Consider the following 20,033-nt stretch of genomic DNA (forward strand, 5'->3'; position numbering starts at 1 on the left):
TTTATTTAAATAATGCAATTACTGAAATGACAGTCCCAGCGGCTGCAATTAAAGCTAGTATTCTATCTTTCGGATCCTCTATTGCATCATTGAAAGTATCTATTATTAATTTAACAAAATCAATTATATGAAGGATTAACACTGCAATTAATAGACTACTCAATATAGAAAGAGCTAAAAATCCCCAACTACTACTAAAGCTGCTTATAAAAATGTCTGGAAAAAATAACAGTAGAATAAATGATAATCCAAAATATAAATCATTAAAACTCAGTCGCGTTAGAACATTTTTGATTTTTACATTCTTATCCTTCTCATAAAAAGCCTTTACATCTTTATATCTTGTAGATTTTCGAGCAATAGCACCACCCTCTACTATCAATATTATACAAAAGAAATAAAGAAGCTTCGCACCTCCTTGAATATCGTGAATAAATCTTTGTACTAAGTCAAAGTTATTTTGTATTAAAGTAGCAAGTATTGTTCCTAAAATAATTACGAATGCTGTAGAATAAAAAAACCATCCAATATTCCTTATCGCAATAGCAACCTTTACTTCTTCTTTAAATATGTTTAGAGATGATTTATGTTGTGTTATCCGCTCTCGGAGGCTATTATCTGCACTTTCAAGCTTTTCCTTAGATTTTTCAAGTTCTTCTAAAATATCATATTGATTTTCCAATTTGTCATTTTCTAATTCTAAATCTTTTCTTAGTAAAAACATTATTTCTTTATTCAGTTCTGTTAATACATCTTTATCTTTCAATCGTATATTCTTTTTGGTCTTTTCAATATCATTGCTTATATCTTCAATATTAGAGATCACTTTTTCAAGATCATCGTTTATTTCATTTAACTCATTTGTCAATTCACTAGTTTCATTTTGAATTTCTACAATATCTTTTTCCATTTTGTTTAATCTTAATGGATTCAATCAACACACCTACTTATACGTTTACTTAATAATACTAAATTCGTATGATAATTAATAGCTCGTTATATTTTAGGCGTAGCCAAAATCATATCTCGCTCTTCTTCAGTAATGCGGCCACGTTTTGCCTGTTCAATAACGTATGTTTCTTCTATACGTCCCATGATCCACATATTGAGAATACATCCGTACATATCACTTCTCACTTCCTTTCACATCTATTCCATACTTAAAATTAAAATAGCCTGCTCCAGCATCTCAATGCGTTCATCAAGAGTGGGCGTTTCTCTTGTTTTCTTTTTTCTTCTAGTTTTTTCAGCTTCCATCTCTTCTTTAATCTTCCATTTCATCTGTGCCATTAGCAATGCTTTGAAATTCATTCCTCCTATCATTAGGTTAATTTTGTACTATTATGACTCCATCTAAGAAAATCGTATGGCAAAATTAATGTTTACAAAACCTTTGAGTTTATCTTGGACGTACCAGATACATGCATTTTAATAATAATGGTTAAGTAGATAACTCAGACCATTCATTATTGTATGAGATTTATACATAATTATTTTACTCGTTTTTCATCTCAGTACTCTGATAATTATATCAACGGTTAGTATTTGTTTATTCGTTTAATATAAGTATAGGATGTAGAATTGCTTTAATGAGAGTGTAAAATATTTTGTGTAAATAGAAAAAAGGAAGTCCCTTCTGTAGAATAGAGTTACCACACTAAATTCACAGAAAAGAGGACTTCCCTATGAACAATCTTACTACAGATATCTTACAGACTCTAGCTACAAAAGGTGATTTGAACGAATTATTCCGTTCGCACTTGGAATTAGCCGTAAATACGCTCCTGAGAACAGAGCTGACTGCCTTTTTGGATTACGAAAAGTATGATCGGATTGGTTTCCATTCAGGGAACTCACGCAATGGGTCCTATGACCGTACGGTCAAGACAGAATACGGCGAACTTCATCTACAGATTCCGCGCGACCGCAACGGTGAATTTAAACAACAGACTCTTCCTGCATATAAGCGAATCAATGGTACGTTAGAAGAAACCGTCATTCATCTTTTTCAAAAAGGTATTACCATGTCTGAAATTGCTGATTTGATTGAGAAAATGTACGGTCATCACTATACACCACAAACGATGTCCAATATGACTAAAGTCTTTACTGAAGAAGTATCAGCGTTCAAAAAGCGTAAACTAAACAGTCATTATGCAGTCATTTATCTGGACGCTACCTATATTCCTTTGAAGCGGAAAACCGTTGAGAAAGAAGCCATACACATTGCGGTGGGAATTCGACCAGATGGTGCCAAAGAAGTCCTAGGATACGCTATTGCCCCTAATGAATCGACCGTCACATGGAAAGAGATATTGGAAGATTTATCCGACCGTGGTGTCAATGATGTTCTTCTTTTCGTGACCGACGGTCTCAAGGGTATTAAAGATACGATTCATCACGTTTTTCCTCAAGCAGCTTACCAACACTGTTGTGTCCATGTTTCTCGCAACATTTCTAGTAAAGTACGCGTCGCTGATCGCAAGGAAATATGCGAAGACTTTAAGACGATTTATCAAGCAGATTCACGAGAGACGGCCCTTGAAGCTCGCCTTGCTTTCTCAGAAAAATGGCGCAGTAGCTACTCTAAACTGGCCAAGTCTATTCTAGAAAATGATAACTTACTTACATTTTACGATTTCCCTTTATCAATCCGTAGGAGCTTGTATTCCACTAATTTGATTGAATCCTTTAATAAACAAATTAAAAAGTATAGTCGACGTAAAGAGCAATTTCAGAATGAAGAATCTATGGATCGCTTTTTGGTTTCCCGTTTTGATACGTACAATCAGAAGTTTTTGACACGGATTCACCGCGGCTTCCAACAAGCTGAAGCAGAGCTAGAAAAAATGTTTGAAAGATTAACAAATTAATAAATCGATTTTATAGAAGGAGTACTTCATTTACACATAATTATTGACACTCCCGCTTTAATTCCATTGGGTTATCCTTGTATATTATATTGAGATAAAACATATACAATGGTAAAGTTAGAATGAAAAAGGTACTACTAACTAGGTTTATGCCCTTACATAGTGACGGAAGATAATCTTGCCAAGATTGTAGGGAAAGCTTTAAGAGTAGATGTAGAACTCTAATTTGTAATAAGGAGAATGTTCAGTGAACTCAACAATAGAGACAACACTATTGAATAACATAAAATCTGTGCTTTCGGATTTCCCTGAATATTGGGACGAAGAAACACTACTGAAAAATAAAGTTATTGAAGATCTTAGACACTACGATGAAAAAGTCATTACTGCTTTATTATCTAACGATAAAATTAAAGAAGCCTATGCCCTTTCAGTTGCAGACATGACTATTTTTAAAGTTGAAGAATTCATCGAAATGCTAAGATATAAAAATTATTGGGAAAATAGTTATACAAAATACCGGAATGAAATTGGATTGACCAGCGATGGTAAATATTTGAATTACAATACAGATGTGGTCCTAGACTTCCCTTTTAAAGATTGTGTGTTAGAAGGCGGCATGTCCAATGAGGATGAAGGTAAAAAAGAAGTCTATTATCATAATGTTATTGCAAAAGAAGAAATTGATACCCTCTTATCTCCTAAAGTACTAACTAATATTAAGAAGTATGATGAAGATGGAGAACACGAGATTACCGAATTCAATGACGAGGATAACTTAATCATTAAAGGTAATAATCTCTTAGCTTTACATACTCTGAAAGAACGTTATGCTGGCAAAGTAAAATTGATTTATATTGATCCACCATATAACACTGGTAATGATAGTTTCAGATACAATGACCGATTTAACCATTCAACTTGGTTAGCATTTATAAATACTCGCTTGGAAATAGCGCGAGAATTGTTACAAAAAGATGGTACTATAGCAATTTCAATTGATAATAACGAATTAGGTTATTTGTTAGTCATGCTGGATGAGTTATTCGGAAGAAACAATCGGAAAAATATAATAACTATTAAACGAGGATCAGTTACTGGAGCCAAGGTTATTAACCCTGGTGTAGTAAACATTGCAGAGTATGTAGTAATTTATTCCAAAGATGAGGATTACTGGAGTCCTAATAGAGTATTTATGGAAAATAAGAACGGTTGGGATAAAAGATACAATCAGTTCATTAAAAACTATGACGGGGGAATTGAAAAATGGGAATTCACTACAGTCTTAGAAGAATTTTCAAGAGAAATGGGAATTAGTAAATCAAGATTAAAAAAAGAACTCGAAGAGGATTATGAAGAGTTGTTAAGTAATTTTGTATATAAAAATTCTGATCGGATTGCTCAATTAGCAACTCTAGACGAAAATAGCATAAGTAAAAAAGCGATTGAATTAAAAAAAGAATCACTTGAGCACCCCCAAAAGATTTTCTATATGGAAAGAGAGGGAAGAAAACCTTACTACATCGTAAATGGAAAACTAATACTATTTATTAAGGATAGAATGGTAAATATTGATGGAGAAAACACTTTTGCTCAACCCGCTACTGATATATGGGATGATGTTTTACCAAATGATATTCATAATGAAGGTGGCGTAGTACTCAGAAAAGGAAAAAAACCAGAAAAATTAATTTCTCGAATAATTGATTTATGTACCACCGAAAATGACATTGTATTGGACTTTTTTGTCGGGAGTGGCACTACAGCTGCGGTCTCAATAAAAAAGAAGAGACAGTTTATAGCAATTGAACAATTGAGTTATATTAAAGAATTAACCACTAAGAGACTAATAAATACAATCAATGGTGAAAGCAGCGGTATAACTAACCAAGTTAATTGGCGAGGCGGTGGAAGTTTTATTTATGCTGAATTAGATAGTCTAAATCAACATTATATCGATAAATTGACTAAGATTACCTCTGAGGAAGTGTTAGAATCCATATTGGAGGAAATGAAGTCATCTGCCTACTTAAACTTCAAAGTTGAGCTGAATAAAGTAACCGTAGAAGATAAGCACTTCTCTACCCTATCCATAGACGAAAAGAAAAAAGTATTAATCGATGTCTTAGATATGAATCAACTGTATCTAAATTATTCAGAAATTGATGATACTCAATATGATATATCAGACGAAGTTAAACAATTTAATCATTCATTCTATGGTCAAGGAGGCGAATAAATTGGCTGAAGAACTACTACACAAAAAAATAGCTGATTCATTCAACATTTTTGAACCACCTAAGGAAATTCCTAACTATATAACGGATAACTTGAGTCATGATTTAAGACCATATCAAGAAGAGGCGCTTAGCCATCTAATTTATACTCAGGAATTAGAAAATTCGAATATGAGTTTTAATCACCTTTTATTCCATATGGCTACTGGATCAGGCAAGACTTTGGTGCTTGCTGGAACTATGCTTTACTTGTTCAAGCAGCATAATCATCAAAACTTTATCTTCTTTGTTAATACAGATGCTATTATCAGAAAAACATTTGATAATTTAACGAACCTGTCCTCATCTAAATATCTTTTTACAAAAGATGGCATCACTATTGATGGAGAAAAGATTAATATTCAAATTGTTGAGGTCTTTCCTTCACTGCCAGACAAAAACACGATATATCTTAAGCTAACGACTATTCAGAAACTACACGTGGATTTAACTGAACCTAGAGAAAATTCATTAACTTTTGATTCGTTAGAAGAGGATAAAGTTATTTTGCTTGCTGATGAGGCTCATCATATCAACGCTTTAACAAAACGTGACAAACGGAAACTTAATACAAAAGAAGCTGAAGAAAAAACCTGGGAAAACACTGTAAGTAAGTTGTTAGCACTGAATCCGGAAAATAGACTCCTGGAATTTACTGCTACTATCGATTTAACTAAAGACACCCTCTTTGATAAATACCGTGACAAAATCGTATACCAATATGACTTAAAACATTTTATGAATGATGGCTATTCTAAAAACGTAATGCTCCTTCGAGCTGATGAAGATGACGATAATAAAATGTTTCATGCTATCTTACTCAGCCAATACCGTAAATATATAGCTCATGATAACAATGTATCGATAAAACCTGTTATTTTATTTAAATCAAATAAAATTGCTACATCTGTAAAAGCTAACGAAATATTGCTTAATATGATTCAATCATTAACACTGGATAAACTAACAGACACAATCGAACATGGATATGCACTCTACCAGCATAACCAAGGTATCTGGGGGAAAATGTTCCATTACTATAAGACAAAAGATATGAATCACGTTCTCCAAGATCTCAAATGGGACTTTACTGATGCAACGACTATCAATGCAAATAGTAAAGAATTTCTTTCTGAAGACAATGCCCTCATGCTTAATAGTCTTGAGGAGCCTAATAATCCAATTAGAACAATATTTGCTGTAGCTAAGCTAAATGAAGGCTGGGATGTCTTGAACCTTTTTGATATCGTTCGAGTGAGTGAAGGTGCATCCACTACAAAAACGACTACCGATAGTGAAGCTCAACTTATTGGCCGTGGCGCCCGTTACTTTCCTTTTGAACATCAAGGTGAACAATCGTATAAAAGACGTTTTGATGCTATCGGATCAGATATGAAAGCTATAGAATCACTGCACTACCATACAATTAATAAGAACTCTTATATCAATAATCTCAATAAGTCACTTGAAGCTGCTAACATCCAAGTCAAAGAAGATAGTTACGAACGACTAGAAGCTAAAATAAAGCCTAGCTTTAGAAAGCATCCAATCTTTAAGGATGGGAAGATTTATATCAATAAACTTGTTGAAACGACTCCTGATGACTTTGATACGTTGGAGAAATATAATGCTTATGATTCGTACGATATTAGTTTTCAACCCGCTATTGAGCAACAATTCGGTAGAAATGTAAAATCTAAAGTCAATTTCGATACACATCTTCTGTCCTGGAAAATAGATTCCATATATAAACAAAAAGCAATCCAACGTAATACGTTCTTTAGGTTTGAGAACTTCAAGAACTATGTACCTTCTTTATCCAGCATGAAAGACTTTTTAAATAGTCCTGATTTTTTAGGTAAAGCAACGTTAAATATATCTGCACCCATCTCAATGAACCTTGAAGATCTAACCCCAAAAGAAAGACTTAAAATGGTTGATCAGTTCTTTGAGTATCTCGAGAAAAAAATACGTCTGAACTATTCTAAAGAACGTGGTACGCCTGTCTTTGAAGGAGTAGCATTCTCTGAGCTTATCAATAATTATTATGTAGAGATGAATAAAGTGAATGCAAATGTGTCAGACATGACAGAAGTCAAACAGCCTCGATCTATGAGACACTTTGATTGGTTTATATATGATAAAGCTATAGTGAATAACCTTGAAGATTCTTTTATCGATTTTATCAATGATTATATTGAGGAATTGAAGAAGAAATACGATGATGTCTATTTAATCAGAAACGAACGTAAGATAAAAATAGTGGAAATAGACGGTGTACGAGGATTTATGCCCGACTTCCTGCTCTACTTACGAGACGAAAACTACACCTACCAAGTCTTCCTCGAACCTAAAGGTGATCATTTAAGATTGACTGATAAATGGAAAGAAGACTTCCTGACTTCTCTATTAGAACGGAATGATATTGAGGTGTTATCGGAAAATGATGATGTCCGTTTATTAGGATTAAAATTTTACTCTGATACTTCACAATACAAAAATGAGTTCAGAGAAGACTTTGAGAATTATACTGTAAAATAAATTTATAGAAAGAAGTGATTTAATGGGTTTATTTGGAGGAAATAAAGAAGAAAAAATAGAAATAAAGCTAGAAGCAGAAAGAGAATATATTAACAGTATCAAAGGTAAATATGTTGCTGCTGAATTTCAAATAGTTGGAGAAAAATATGCAACTACTCAGTTATACCCCCAAATTGCAGCATATGCTAACAATCATAACCTTGAAATTGTCAACATTGGAAAACCTGAAGAAGGTTTAGCTCTGCATACGAGAATTGCTGTTATCTATAAAAAAGCAAATTAAAAAAACACACCTACCCTCCCGCCAAGAAGTACTAGGTGTGTTCAAGAAAAAGAAGCCTACAGTGTAGGTCTCTTTTGTGTACCTATTATAACATATGTGAGGTGAATGAAAATGGCTGAAATACAGAAATATAAAAAGAAAAACGGTGAAACGGCTTATCAGTTTCAAGCATATCTAGGAATCGATCCAAGAACAGGAAAAAAGAAGCGGACAACTCGTAGAGGATTTAATACTAAACGTGAAGCAAAAATTGCACTGTTTCGTATTGAAAAACAAGTTGCTGAAGGAACTTATTTCCAGGATAGTTATATCAGAGGAATGACTTATAAAGAAGTATTTGAGCGCTGGGCCCCCGGGTACAAGAATACAGTCAAAGCCTCCACCTTCTTCTCTGTCATGCGTATCTTTGAAAATCACATCTTACCGAGTTTTGGAAATTACAAAATAGATAAAATAACAACGCATATGATTCAGCAGCAAGCAAACGAATGGAAAAAGTATTCAAATGTATCGAAATGGTTAAACTATGTAAATAAAATATTTGATTATGCTTTGATCAACGGAATGATTGAGAAAAATCCTATGCAAGGTGTCATTCGTCCGAAAGTAAAAAAAGCTCCTAAGAAAAAATTCTATGATCGGCATGAACTCAAAATATTCATGGAGGCTCTTGAAGATTGGAATCACCCTCAAGCACTCGTTTACTTCAGGCTCTTAGCTTTTACTGGTCTACGTAGAGGTGAAGCACTAGCTTTAGACTGGAATGATATTGACTTTGAGGCTAGAACCCTAGAAGTATCTAAAACTCTCTCAGAAAGCGAAAAAGGACTATATATCGAAACCCCAAAAACGAAAGCATCCAAGCGGACCATCTCCATTGATGATAAAACCTTAGATATTTTGTTGGATTGGAAAAAATATAATAATCATAGTCGCATATTTAACAATACCAAAGGTGCCTTTCTCACTCCTTCTAAACCTCGTCGCTGGTTCAGAAGCATCATAAAGAACACAGATCTTGAACCTATCCCTATTCATGGATTTAGACACACTCACGCTTCTCTCCTCTTTGAAGCTGGTGCTAGTATCAAAGAAGTCCAAAAACGTCTAGGACATTCAAAAGCAAGCGTGACGATGGAAGTGTACACTCACGTCACCAAAGAAGCCCGTGACACATTTGCTGAAAAATTTGCAAATTATATCGATTTTTAGACAGGGGGTAGTCAAAAAGGTAGTCAAAAATGGAAAAACCTTATAATCACAAGGATTATAAGGTTATATACCGAGAGTGAGGGATTCGAACCCTCGCACAGCACAAAGCCGCCTAACGGATTTCGAGTCCGTCCCCTTCAGCCGGACTTGGGTAACTCTCGCACTTACAAGCTCTAGTATATCTAATTTCCCGACTTATTTCAATGAAAAAAAGAAAAGGGACTGCACACTGAATGGGTTCGGTATGCAGTCTCCTGTCTAATCATTCTCTATAGTGATCAGGATCGGGATCTTCCGGGTTAAAAACATCTTCATGGGTCTCTGCATCAGACTGTGGCACGTTGAAATCAACGCCGAAGCCCGGAGGTGTGAGATCTTCCGCCGAAGACATATCTGATTCGTCTGAGGTCTTCTTTATCTCTTTTGTATGAGAGTCGTCTGCCCCGCCTGACTGGTCGCTGTCCAGCCTAGCGTCCTTGTCGTTCCTGTGTGAAGAGGTTGAAGCATCTTTGGCTAGAAGGATGAATCCGCCTCTGCCGATCGTATCTTCGTGTACAGCCATGTCCTTCTCTTCAAGATGGTACTTTTCCAGCGGATAATTACTCTCTTTATCCAATTTTTCTCTGCTGACGGTTTCCACATCGATATCGACCATCGCTTCACAGTTCGCTCTTTCTTCCTCTGTACAAATAAGTACCAGCTCATCTTTTGAGTAATGTCCCTCTTGAATGAATCTTTCGATATCCGACACTATATGGCCTAATTGCTGCTGAGCCTTTAAAAATTTCATTCTGATTCCTCCTATGAATTGCTGTTCTTCACTATAATTTTAACAGAGTTGATGAGCTGTCACCAACTATAACAACTGGAGCAGATGATCACTAACCTAAAGCGACGTCTAAAAACATCATGACTGTGAAGCCGATCATAGCTCCTATCGTCCCGATATCGTTATGCCGTTCAACTTTTGCTTCAGGAATCAGCTCTTCAACCACAACATAAATCATGGCCCCGGCAGCAAAAGATAAGGCGTAAGGCAGGAGCGGGCGCATGGATAAGACTAAGGCCGCCCCAATGACACCGGCAAATGGTTCGACGATCCCTGAAGCTTGCCCATAAGCGAAGGCTTTAAACCGGCTGAACCCCTCTTTTCGTAAAGGAAGGGATACCGAAGCACCTTCCGGGAAGTTTTGCAGTCCGATCCCCACTGCAAGGGCAATAGCACTCGCTACCGTAGAGGCTGGAAAGCCGGCAGCAGCAGCGCCAAAAGCCACCCCTACGGCAAGTCCTTCTGGGATGTTGTGCAGTGTGATAGCTAAAACGAGAAGGACACTGCGTCTCAAGTCTGTTTTTATCCCTTCTTCTTTCCCATTGCTATCATTTAAACTCGGATGCAGATGGGGCAATAGCTTATCCGTGATGAACAGAAACAGTCCGCCGGATAAAAAGCCCACGACAGCAGGGATCCATCCAGGAACACCTGTCGCTTCTGCCAGCTCAATGGCCGGAGCGAGCAAAGACCAGAAACTGGCTGCAATCATTACGCCGGCGGCAAAACCAAGCATTGCCGTTAAAAGATTTTTGTTCATTTCTTTCACTAAAAAGACTAAAGATGCACCAAGTGCTGTAACGCCCCAGGTAAATAATGTGGCCAGCAGGGCCTGCAGTACAGGATGCAAAGTAATAAACCAATCCATTTTTCATTCTCCTTTGATTATCAGTTCCTATATATTATAGCGAAAAACCGGTGTGATTGAAACGATATTAGATTGTTGTTCGAACAGAACCATTCTTTGCCCGTCCCGGTCGTTTTATGATCTAAAAATAGTTATTGACTTTTTCATAAAATCACTATATAATAAATTCTGTTGGTAAAATTGTTCTGGTAGCTCAGCTGGATAGAGCATTCGCCTTCTAAGCGAACGGTCGGGGGTTCGAATCCCTCCCAGAACGTCAATGATCAAAATAGAAAAAAGAGGAGGAGACTTTCGTCTCCTCCTCTTTTTTCTATTCTATATGTATTTAATGGGAAAACAGCACTGCTATCTTGGTTCTACCCATTCTATCTGATTAAAAACAGGTTTGAGCTATTTGCCCGAACCTGTTTTCACTTACTTCTCGTCTTTCCTTTTAGGACGTTCGTCATTATGAAAAACTTTTCCTGTTTTTGTATAATACACTTCTTCTTTTTCAGCCAGTTTATTCAAGTATCTGGCTAATACAAAAAAGTAATCAGACAAGCGGTTAAGGTAAATCAAGGGAGGTTCCGCCACAGGTTCTTTTTCATTCAACTTCATGACTGTTCGTTCGACCCGGCGTGTCACTGTTCTCGCTATATGAGCCTGCGACGCCTGTTTTGCTCCTCCCGGCAAGATGAAATAGTTGATTTCACTTACTTTTTCTGTCAGTTCATCGATTTCCTGTTCGATCGTTTGGATCTCAGAAAGGTTAAACTGCATCCCCAGTTTATTCCCCTTATCAGCCAGAATGCTGCCGATATCAAATAAGTTGTGCTGGATCCGACTCAGTGATTCTTTGATAATATTCCTCGATACAGTCTTTTCCTCATCGACCAGACTGGCAAGCAATCCCACTTGGGCATTCAATTCATCAATACTCCCATAGGCATCCACCCTTACATCCGTTTTCCTGACCGTCTGGCCGCCGATCAGATTCGTATTGCCATGATCTCCTCTACCAGTATATATTTTCATTCTAGCACCCCATACATTCATCATAATACCTTTTATTGTAATGCTTTTACCCTAGTCTTAGCAAACAAAAAACATGACCCCTCAGAGAAGGATCATGTTTTTTCAACTTTTTAATATAAATGCAGGTAGTTGTCTTTCTCCCATTGACTGATAGAAGCTTTATAAGCATCCCATTCCACCATTTTAGACTGATAAAAGTTTTTGTATATATGATTGCCTAAAGCTGACTGTATTGTTTCATCGCTTTTCAGCACTTTCAAGGCACTATGCAGACTCGTAGGTAGAGACTTGATGCCATGTTCTTCCAGCTCATGCTCATTCATTTCATAAATATTGTCACACGTTTCTTCTGGCGGCATCCACTCGTTTTTCACGCCGTCAAGGCCTGCTTTCAGCATCACTGCCAATGCCAGATAAGGATTAGCTGTCGGATCGACAGAACGTACTTCCAGTCGTGTAGACAAGCCTCTTGAAGCAGGGATCCTGATCATTGGTGTTCGGTTACTACCAGACCAGGCGATATATACAGGTGCTTCATAACCGGGAACAAGTCGCTTGTATGAGTTGACAGTTGGATTAGTTATCGCTGTGTAAGCTGGCGCATGGTGCAGCAGGCCCGCCAAAAACTGATAGGCCGTTTGGCTCAGCTCTCTTTCATCCGATTCATCATAAAACGCGTTCTTTTCCTCTTTAAACAGAGACATATTACAGTGCATTCCTGAACCATTGATACCGAATAAGGGCTTCGCCATGAAAGTAGCGTGCAGCCCATATTTACGGGCGACTGTCTTGACGATCAGCTTGAACGTCTGGATATTATCACAGGCCTCTACTGCATCTGCATACTTCCAGTCGATCTCGTGCTGACCAGGCGCAACTTCATGATGACTCGCTTCGATCTCAAAACCTAAATCTTCCAGTTCCAGCACGATATCACGACGACAGTTTTCAGCTAAGTCGGTCGGGGCCAAATCAAAATACCCGCCTTTGTCATTCAAGTTTTCTGTGATCTCATGCTCTTCATTCAGTTTAAACAAGAAAAATTCAGGTTCCGGCCCAAGATTGAATGAAGTAAAGCCCATTTCTTTTGCTTCGTTCATCATTCTTTTCAGATTGGTACGCGGGTCACCAGAGAAAGGCGAGCCGTCTGGATTGGCAATATCACAGATCAGGCGTGCCACCCGACCACTTCTTGACGTTTCGATTTCCCATGGAAAAACGAGCCAGGTATCCAGATCCGGTTTTAAATACATATCTGATTCATGGATTCGGACAAAGCCTTCGATCGAAGAACCATCAAACATCATTTTTCCATCCAATACTTTCTCGAGCTGACTCACAGGTACTTCTACATTCTTAATGATCCCCAGTATATCTGTAAACATCAGCCTTAAAAAACGGACATTCTCTTTCTTGACGTCATCGACGATCTTTTCTCTAGTTATTTCATTCATCTCAATCTCTCCTCGTGTATACCAATGTATTTTTATCGCTTATAATGCCTTTGTTAATAAGTACTTTTGAATGATACCACTTTTACTTTTAGAGTGCAAGAAAAAATGTCTGATTTTTTATCGATCACCTGATCATAAAAAAACCTCTGAAAGAAGCATAGAAAACTTCTTTCAGAGGGCATTTTCTCATTTTGAATTTTTTAGTAAAGTTTAAAATAACGGTCCATTTCATATTGAGATACAGCGGTGGAATATTTTCTCCAGTCTGCTTCTTTGGCAGCCACAAACCGTTCAAAGATGTGCTGACCAATGGCATCTTTAATTGTCTCGTCCTTTTTCAATGCTTCAAGAGCTTCAGCAAGGGTTTTTGGCAGTGACTGGATCTGGTTTTCATCCCGTTCAAACTGACTCATGTTATAGATGTTCTTATTTACTGGGCTGGGTGCACTCTTAGCTTCAGCTATACCTTTCATCCCTGCTTTTAAGAGAACAGCCAGAGCGAGATAAGGATTGGCTGTCGGATCGACACTTCTCAGCTCAACACGCGTAGATTGTCCTCTGGACGCCGGTACACGGATCAGAGGGGTTCTGTTCGTTCCAGACCAGGCAACGTACACAGGCGCCTCAAATCCAGGCGTGAGACGTTTATAGGAGTTGATGATCGGATTGCATACAGCTGTATAGGCCTGTGCATGATCCAATAGTCCCGCAATAAACTGATAGGCAGTCCTGCTCAGCCCATCTTCATTGCTTTCATCGAAAAAGGCATTCTTTCCGTCTTTGAATAAAGACATATTGAAATGCATGCCCGAGCCGCTGATTTCTTCAATCGGTTTAGGCATGAACGTGGCATGGAGTCCGTGTTTTCTGGCAACCGTTTTGACGATCAGCTTGAACGTCTGGATATTATCACAGGCTTCTACGGCATCCGCATATTTCCAGTCGATTTCGTGCTGTCCGGGTGCGGCTTCGTGATGACTGGCCTCGATTTCAAAGCCCAGTGCTTCCAGTTCCAAAACGATGTCCCTTCGGCAGTTTTCAGCCAAATCAGTGGGAGCCAGATCGAAATACCCTCCGTGGTCATTCAGATTCTTGCTTGGATTCCCGTTTTCGTCTAGTTTAAACAGGAAGAACTCGGGTTCAGGTCCTAAATTGAATTCAGTGAATCCCATATGTTCCATTTCATTCAAGACACGTTTAAGGTTGCTTCGCGGATCCCCTTCAAACGGTTCTCCAGTAGGCATATAAACATCGCAGATAAAACGTGCGATACGGCCGTCACTTGAATCAAGTTCCCAAGGAAAAATCAGCCATGTATCCAGATCCGGGTGCAATTTCATATCACTTTGATCGATTTCCACAAAACCATCTATAGAAGAACCGTCAAAAGCCATTTCGTTGTCCATAACTTTATCAAGCTGACTGATAGGGACCTCCACATTCTTGATGACCCCATCTATATCCGTAAACATCAACCTCAAAAACCTGACGTTTCTCTCTTTTGCCTCGTTCTTAATTTCCTCTTTTCGATTGGAGGACATTGTCCATTCATCATCCTTTCAGATTGTTTGATCTTCTTCATTATTAAGAGTACGTACATCTTATTTATTTGTCAATTAATTTCTCTTTTTTTCAAAAATCCCTTAGATTTCAGCGATAAACACCAACTACACCTCTCGCTCTCCTCCGTCTCGGCCATCATTTCCTGATTCTCAGTTAACATGTCATTCAAGACCTTTACTCTGCGATGATGAGTGTGTACAAAAAAAAGTCGAGATCGGCTGATCTCGACAATTAAAAAGTATTAAACTTTTATGATTTAACTGCGTCTTTTAAAGCTTTACCAGCTTTGAATGCTGGAACTTTAGTTGCAGGAATTTGGATTTCTTCCCCAGTTTGAGGATTACGTCCTTTACGTGCTGCGCGGTCGCGTACTTCAAAGTTACCAAAACCAATGATTTGTACTTTTTCGCCGTCAGCTAATGTATCTTTGATTGATTCGAAAACTGCTTCTACTGCAGCTGTTGCGTCCTTTTTAGTAAGGTCAGCTGAAGTTGCTACTTTTTCGATTAATTCTGCTTTATTTGCCATCGTTATCTTTCACCTCCTCAAAAGAAGATCGATGCATGCCAATTTAAGGAATTAACGTGCGATCTTACTGCACTCTCTTTTATAAAAATGCACTTGGGTGAAATAGTCTGTTATGACATTTCAATTAAAAAGATACCATAGAATCCTTGATACTGCAATGCTTTTATACTATTCTCTTGAAATTATAGCTAATTTAGAGAAGAAAATATAGTTGACTTTTAAGGATTTTCTATTCTTTCTATTTTCGTCTGCGGGGAATGATCCGAATAGGTGTTCCTTCAAAATTAAACGTATCTCTGAATCTGTTCTCCAGGAAACGTGCATATGAAAAGTGGAGCAGATCCGGATCGTTGACGAAAATAATGAACGTCGGAGGTGAAACAGACACCTGCGTCGTATAATAAATTTTAAGACGTCGGCCTTTGTCCGTTGGTGTCGGATTGGTCGCTACAGCATCCATGACTACGTCGTTAAGGATAGATGACTGTATGCGCAGGTTGCGGTTCATAAAGACCTCTTCGATACGTTCAGGCAATAAATGCAGACGTTTCTTCGTTAATGCGGAAACAAACACGATAGGTGCGTAACTTAGATACTGGAACTCATCTCTGACATCCAGTTCGAACTCTTTCATGGTATTTGTTTCTTTTTCAACGGTATCCCATTTATTCACAACAAGAATGATTCCTTTGCCTGCTTCATGTGCATAGCCAAAGACTCGCTTATCCTGTTCTCTGATACCTTCCTCAGCATTAATGACACATAAGACGACATCGGAACGCTCAATGGCTCTAAGCGCTCTTAAAACGCTGTACTTTTCAGTCGTTTCATAGATCTTTCCTTTTTTACGCATCCCGGCCGTGTCTATGACGACAAAGTCTCGTCCTTCATTGGTCTGAAAACGTGTATCGACAGCTTCACGTGTCGTACCGGCGATGTTGGAAACGATCACGCGTTCCTCGCCGATAATGGCATTGACCAGACTGGATTTTCCTACATTCGGACGTCCGATGACACTGAATTTGATCGTTGATTCATCATAGTCACTTTCATTGTCAGCCGGGAAGTGCTTGATGACTTCATCCAGAACATCTCCAAGACCCAAACCATGAGAGCCTGATATAGGATAGGGATCTCCCAGGCCTAAAGAATAAAACTCGTACACATCATTTCTCAACTCAGGGTTGTCGGCTTTATTGACTGCCAGAATAACAGGTTTTCCTGATTTGAATAAAATCGGAGCAACCTGCTGATCTTCATATGTGACGCCTTCTTTCACACTTGTCATCATGATGATGACGTCGGCTTCTTCTATGGCGATCTGTGCCTGCTGTCTGATTTGAACATTCAGCGGCTCATCTTCCAAAGTGATGCCACCCGTGTCTATTAAAGCAAATTCGCGACCGAGCCATTCAGCATCGGCATAAATCCTGTCTCTCGTCACGCCGGATGTATCTTCGACGATGGATATTCGTTCACCTACAACACGGTTAAAAATCGTTGATTTCCCTACGTTCGGTCTACCTACAATTGCTACAGTTGGTTTCACTACTAAAACACCTTCTTTCTCATTTCTAATTTACTCAGTAAAAACAGCACACCCAACTGAAATAGGCATTATACCTAGATACAGTTGGGTGCGGTAAAATATACCCTTTTATTTATTACTCTTCGTCTTCATCAGTCATGAAGCCAGAAAGCTGATCACCGATCTGATCGCCTAATGTGAATGCACCTTCGTCGTCTTCATCATCACGCAGTGACGGCTGTTTGATTTCAGGTTTGTTTTTAGACTGTTTGTTTGACTTTTCTTTTGGTTTTTCAGTGTCCGCTGATTCATTCGTATTTTCTTCTAATGCTTTGATGCTTAGAGAAATACGTTCTTCTTCAGGATTGACACTCAAGACTTTGACTTCGATTTCTTCATCTTTAGCTACCACTTCATGCGGTGTTTCCACATGTTTGTGTGCCATTTCAGAAATATGAACAAGTCCTTCAACACCCGGTTTGACTTCAACAAACGCACCAAAGTCAGTCACACGTTTGACCGTGCCTTTAGTTACTGTACCGGCCGGCAGTTCTTCTTCAAGATTATCCCAAGGTCCAGCTAGAGTTTCTTTAATAGATAGAGAAACACGTTCCTGCTCTTTGTCTACTTTAAGGACTTTCACGTCGACTTTGTCCCCTTTAGATAGTTTATCTTTAGGAGAATCGATACGCTCATGAGCGATTTCAGAAATGTGAACCAGTCCGTCTACGCCACCGACATTTACGAAAGCACCAAAGTTAGTCAGACGAACGACTTCACCTTCAACAACTGATCCTTCTTCAAGATTCTCAAGCGCTTTTTCTCTCTCTGCAGCCTGTTCTTTTTCAAGAAGGACTTTACGGGAAAGGATCAGCTGACGTTCTTTAGGGTCGATTTCAATGATTTTAAAGTCATAGGTGTTGCCTTCAAACTGATTCAAGTCATTGACAAAGTGGGTGTCGATCTGTGAAGCGGGAACGAAACCTCTTACGCCTAAATCAACAGTCAGACCACCTTTAACGACACGTGAAACAGTTGCTTCGATCACTTCGTCGTTATCGTATTTCTGCTGAAGTTCTTCCCATACTTTACGCTGGTCGACGCGTTTTTTAGATAAAATAAAGCTGCCTTGCTCTTTATCCTTGACGTCTCTTAAAACGACCACATCGATAGTGTCACCAATGGACACAACATCAGACGGATGGTCGAAACGTTCGGTTGCCAGTTCTCTTGGTGGAATAACGCCTTCCTGTCCACCTTCTAAACCGACAATGACCTGTTTATCTTTATCAATAGTCAATACTTCACCTTTGACAAGATCACCAGGAGTGATATCGTCGACGGCATTCATGACATCTGACATTGATTCAGATGCTGCATTATCTGTTTCCACTGCAGGCTGTACATCTGCTTCTTCATTCTCAGCCATGACATCTTCAGGAGAAGTGTCGCCAGGTGTATTGACCTGTACCTGCTCGTTTGCAGTTTCGACTGCTTCTTCTTCAGTCACCTCTGTGTTCTCTACTTCGTTTCTATTTTCTTCTGTCATAATATTTGCCTCCCAAAACCAATAATTCCTACATCTTTAATTGTACCGAATATATAAAATAATTTCCACTAAAACATACTATCTTGTGTAAATCCTTGAAATCAGGCTTTTTTGATCAAATTTTTTATAGTATCGACGACTTCATCGATCGTCATTTTTGTCGTATCGATCCTGACCGCATCCTCTGCCTGCTTCAAAGGAGATGAATCACGCGTGGAGTCTTTATAATCTCTTTCTGCAATATCTTTCTTCAGCTGATCCAGATCAGAAAAAATGCCTTTTTCCTTATTTTCCTTGTGCCGGCGTTCAGCTCTTTCCTTGACACTGGCCACTAAAAAGATTTTAAGGTCGGCATCCGGCAATACGACCGTACCGATATCACGGCCATCCATGACGACGCCATTATCCTGGGCCATGTCCTGCTGTCGCTTGACCATCAACTGACGGACTTTGGAATGTGCGGCAACAACAGAAACGGTGTTTGTCACATTATTATCTCTGATGCCATATGTGACATCCACGCCATTTGAAAAAACAGACTGGCCTTTTTCATCCGGTTCAAATGTGATCTCAGTTTTCTCCAGCAAATCGACCAAAGCCTTCTGGTCTTTTATATTCACATTGTTTTTTAAGGCTTCAAACGTCAATGTCCGATACATCGCACCCGTATCCACATAGATAAGGCCCAGGTCGGCCGCGATCCGCTTAGCTACTGTGCTTTTACCTGAAGAAGCCGGTCCGTCTATAGCAATGGTTAATGATTTATTGTCCATTCTCTCCACACTTTCGTTATCTGATTAGTTTACTCTCAATTCCTGCCCTACATACACGGTTTCATCCTGGATGCCATTCAGCTGCATGAGTTCTTCCGTACTCATCCCATGATTGAGTGCAATGCGGTACATATTATCTCCCGCTTCAACAGTATAATAAGTAGCATCCCCTGTTTCTGCCGGTTCTTCTTCAGCAGCGGGAACTGTATCGGAAGATCCGGTATTGCCGATCTCTTCCTGCGAACTGTCCGTTGTTTCTTCATCGGAACCAGTCTCATCTGAGCTGGCTGCTGGTTCAGACCCATCTTCAGTGCCGGTTACGCCTTCACCTGATTCTTCATCGGATCCGTCGTCAGCTTCTGCAGCCACTTCGCTTTCGTTCTGTGATTCCTCTTCCTCTGAATCTCTTGTATCTGATTCCTCGGTGTCTTCAAGTACTATATCATCTGATTCCTCTGGCTCTTCATTTTGCTCATTTTCTGCGACTTGTTCGACCGCAGGACTTGTTGGTTCTTCAGACAAGCTGTCTCTACTTGACCACCAGAGATAAGCGGATATCGGCAGGATGGCAAGCAGCAGTAAAAAGACTAAAAAGGCAGTTAGGATCGGAGAAATGCTTTTTTCTCTTTCGCGTTTAGCTTTTCTTGACAGTGGCTCTTCTTCATCGGATTCAACTTCTTCGTCAAAGCGTTTTGACCAAAGCTCTTCCATGGATTGACGATCTTTTTTCCCCATAGTG

General features: G+C 38.8%; 18 protein-coding genes and 2 tRNA genes. 6 read left to right on the top strand and 14 right to left on the bottom strand.

From position 1 onward, the window contains the following. Position 1: 1 nt before the first annotated feature. The 3 genes from AB4027_RS07260 to AB4027_RS07270 all read right to left on the bottom strand — a co-directional run bounded on the left by AB4027_RS07260 (position 2) and on the right by AB4027_RS07270 (position 1,311). Positions 2 to 910, bottom strand: coding sequence for a coiled-coil domain-containing protein (locus tag AB4027_RS07260; protein ID WP_368644856.1), 909 nt, complete (start codon positions 908 to 910; stop codon positions 2 to 4). Between the two features lie 86 nt (positions 911 to 996). Next, the gene (locus AB4027_RS07265) at positions 997 to 1,125 is read right to left on the bottom strand and encodes a hypothetical protein (RefSeq protein WP_368644857.1); all 129 of its coding nucleotides are present in this window, start codon (positions 1,123 to 1,125) and stop codon (positions 997 to 999) included. 24 nt (positions 1,126 to 1,149) lie between these two features. Then, the gene (locus AB4027_RS07270) at positions 1,150 to 1,311 is read right to left on the bottom strand and encodes a hypothetical protein (RefSeq protein WP_368644858.1); all 162 of its coding nucleotides are present in this window, start codon (positions 1,309 to 1,311) and stop codon (positions 1,150 to 1,152) included. 374 nt (positions 1,312 to 1,685) lie between these two features. Here AB4027_RS07270 and AB4027_RS07275 point away from each other — a divergent pair, with 374 nt between their 5' ends. The 5 genes from AB4027_RS07275 to AB4027_RS07295 all read left to right on the top strand — a co-directional run bounded on the left by AB4027_RS07275 (position 1,686) and on the right by AB4027_RS07295 (position 9,185). Beyond that, positions 1,686 to 2,873, top strand: coding sequence for an IS256 family transposase (locus AB4027_RS07275; RefSeq protein WP_368644859.1), 1,188 nt, complete (start codon positions 1,686 to 1,688; stop codon positions 2,871 to 2,873). Positions 2,874 to 3,120: 247 nt separating this feature from the next. Continuing rightward, a complete protein-coding gene (locus AB4027_RS07280) occupies positions 3,121 to 5,112 on the top strand; it encodes a DNA methyltransferase (RefSeq protein WP_368644860.1) in 1,992 nt (663 codons plus the stop codon). A 1-nt stretch (position 5,113) separates the two neighbouring features. Next, positions 5,114 to 7,690: a DEAD/DEAH box helicase family protein gene (locus AB4027_RS07285; protein ID WP_368644861.1), complete on the top strand. Its 2,577-nt coding sequence runs from the start codon at positions 5,114 to 5,116 to the stop codon at positions 7,688 to 7,690. 22 nt (positions 7,691 to 7,712) lie between these two features. After that, positions 7,713 to 7,973, top strand: coding sequence for a hypothetical protein (locus tag AB4027_RS07290; RefSeq protein ID WP_368644862.1), 261 nt, complete (start codon positions 7,713 to 7,715; stop codon positions 7,971 to 7,973). 111 nt (positions 7,974 to 8,084) lie between these two features. Next, positions 8,085 to 9,185, top strand: coding sequence for a site-specific integrase (locus AB4027_RS07295; protein WP_368644863.1), 1,101 nt, complete (start codon positions 8,085 to 8,087; stop codon positions 9,183 to 9,185). A gap of 70 nt (positions 9,186 to 9,255) precedes the next feature. On the opposite strand, the gene AB4027_RS07300 is transcribed toward AB4027_RS07295, so the two are convergent. From AB4027_RS07300 to AB4027_RS07310, 3 genes are all read right to left on the bottom strand, one after another. Further along, positions 9,256 to 9,346, bottom strand: a tRNA-Ser gene (locus AB4027_RS07300). A gap of 101 nt (positions 9,347 to 9,447) precedes the next feature. Beyond that, positions 9,448 to 9,975 carry a hypothetical protein gene (locus tag AB4027_RS07305; RefSeq protein WP_368644864.1) on the bottom strand — a complete coding sequence of 176 codons (528 nt, stop codon included), beginning with the start codon at positions 9,973 to 9,975 and terminating at the stop codon, positions 9,448 to 9,450. A gap of 91 nt (positions 9,976 to 10,066) precedes the next feature. Further along, the gene (locus tag AB4027_RS07310) at positions 10,067 to 10,882 is read right to left on the bottom strand and encodes a ZIP family metal transporter (protein ID WP_368644865.1); all 816 of its coding nucleotides are present in this window, start codon (positions 10,880 to 10,882) and stop codon (positions 10,067 to 10,069) included. 182 nt (positions 10,883 to 11,064) lie between these two features. On the opposite strand from AB4027_RS07310, the gene AB4027_RS07315 reads away from it, so the two are divergent. Next, positions 11,065 to 11,138: transfer RNA gene (locus AB4027_RS07315), tRNA-Arg, on the top strand. Positions 11,139 to 11,296: 158 nt separating this feature from the next. Here the strand turns inward: AB4027_RS07315 and AB4027_RS07320 are convergent. The 8 genes from AB4027_RS07320 to AB4027_RS07355 all read right to left on the bottom strand — a co-directional run bounded on the left by AB4027_RS07320 (position 11,297) and on the right by AB4027_RS07355 (position 20,029). After that, a complete protein-coding gene (locus tag AB4027_RS07320; RefSeq protein ID WP_368644866.1) occupies positions 11,297 to 11,899 on the bottom strand; it encodes a cob(I)yrinic acid a,c-diamide adenosyltransferase in 603 nt (200 codons plus the stop codon). 110 nt (positions 11,900 to 12,009) lie between these two features. Continuing rightward, the gene (gene glnA, locus AB4027_RS07325; protein WP_218142316.1) at positions 12,010 to 13,359 is read right to left on the bottom strand and encodes a type I glutamate--ammonia ligase; all 1,350 of its coding nucleotides are present in this window, start codon (positions 13,357 to 13,359) and stop codon (positions 12,010 to 12,012) included. Between the two features lie 194 nt (positions 13,360 to 13,553). After that, the gene (gene glnA, locus AB4027_RS07330) at positions 13,554 to 14,894 is read right to left on the bottom strand and encodes a type I glutamate--ammonia ligase (protein WP_368644867.1); all 1,341 of its coding nucleotides are present in this window, start codon (positions 14,892 to 14,894) and stop codon (positions 13,554 to 13,556) included. Between the two features lie 271 nt (positions 14,895 to 15,165). Continuing rightward, the gene (locus AB4027_RS07335) at positions 15,166 to 15,444 is read right to left on the bottom strand and encodes an HU family DNA-binding protein (RefSeq protein WP_091485828.1); all 279 of its coding nucleotides are present in this window, start codon (positions 15,442 to 15,444) and stop codon (positions 15,166 to 15,168) included. 238 nt (positions 15,445 to 15,682) lie between these two features. Then, entirely contained in the window at positions 15,683 to 17,023 is a 1,341-nt protein-coding gene (der, locus tag AB4027_RS07340) for a ribosome biogenesis GTPase Der (RefSeq protein ID WP_091485831.1), read from the bottom strand. 85 nt (positions 17,024 to 17,108) lie between these two features. Then, the gene (gene rpsA / locus AB4027_RS07345; protein WP_368646414.1) at positions 17,109 to 18,401 is read right to left on the bottom strand and encodes a 30S ribosomal protein S1; all 1,293 of its coding nucleotides are present in this window, start codon (positions 18,399 to 18,401) and stop codon (positions 17,109 to 17,111) included. 221 nt (positions 18,402 to 18,622) lie between these two features. Then, the gene (gene cmk / locus AB4027_RS07350) at positions 18,623 to 19,294 is read right to left on the bottom strand and encodes a (d)CMP kinase (protein ID WP_368644868.1); all 672 of its coding nucleotides are present in this window, start codon (positions 19,292 to 19,294) and stop codon (positions 18,623 to 18,625) included. 24 nt (positions 19,295 to 19,318) lie between these two features. Continuing rightward, positions 19,319 to 20,029 carry a LysM peptidoglycan-binding domain-containing protein gene (locus AB4027_RS07355; RefSeq protein ID WP_368644869.1) on the bottom strand — a complete coding sequence of 237 codons (711 nt, stop codon included), beginning with the start codon at positions 20,027 to 20,029 and terminating at the stop codon, positions 19,319 to 19,321. Positions 20,030 to 20,033 lie beyond the last annotated feature (4 nt).

The sequence above is a fragment of the Alkalibacterium putridalgicola genome (assembly GCF_040959045.1).
Classification (GTDB): Bacteria; Bacillota; Bacilli; order Lactobacillales; family Carnobacteriaceae_A; genus Alkalibacterium; species Alkalibacterium putridalgicola.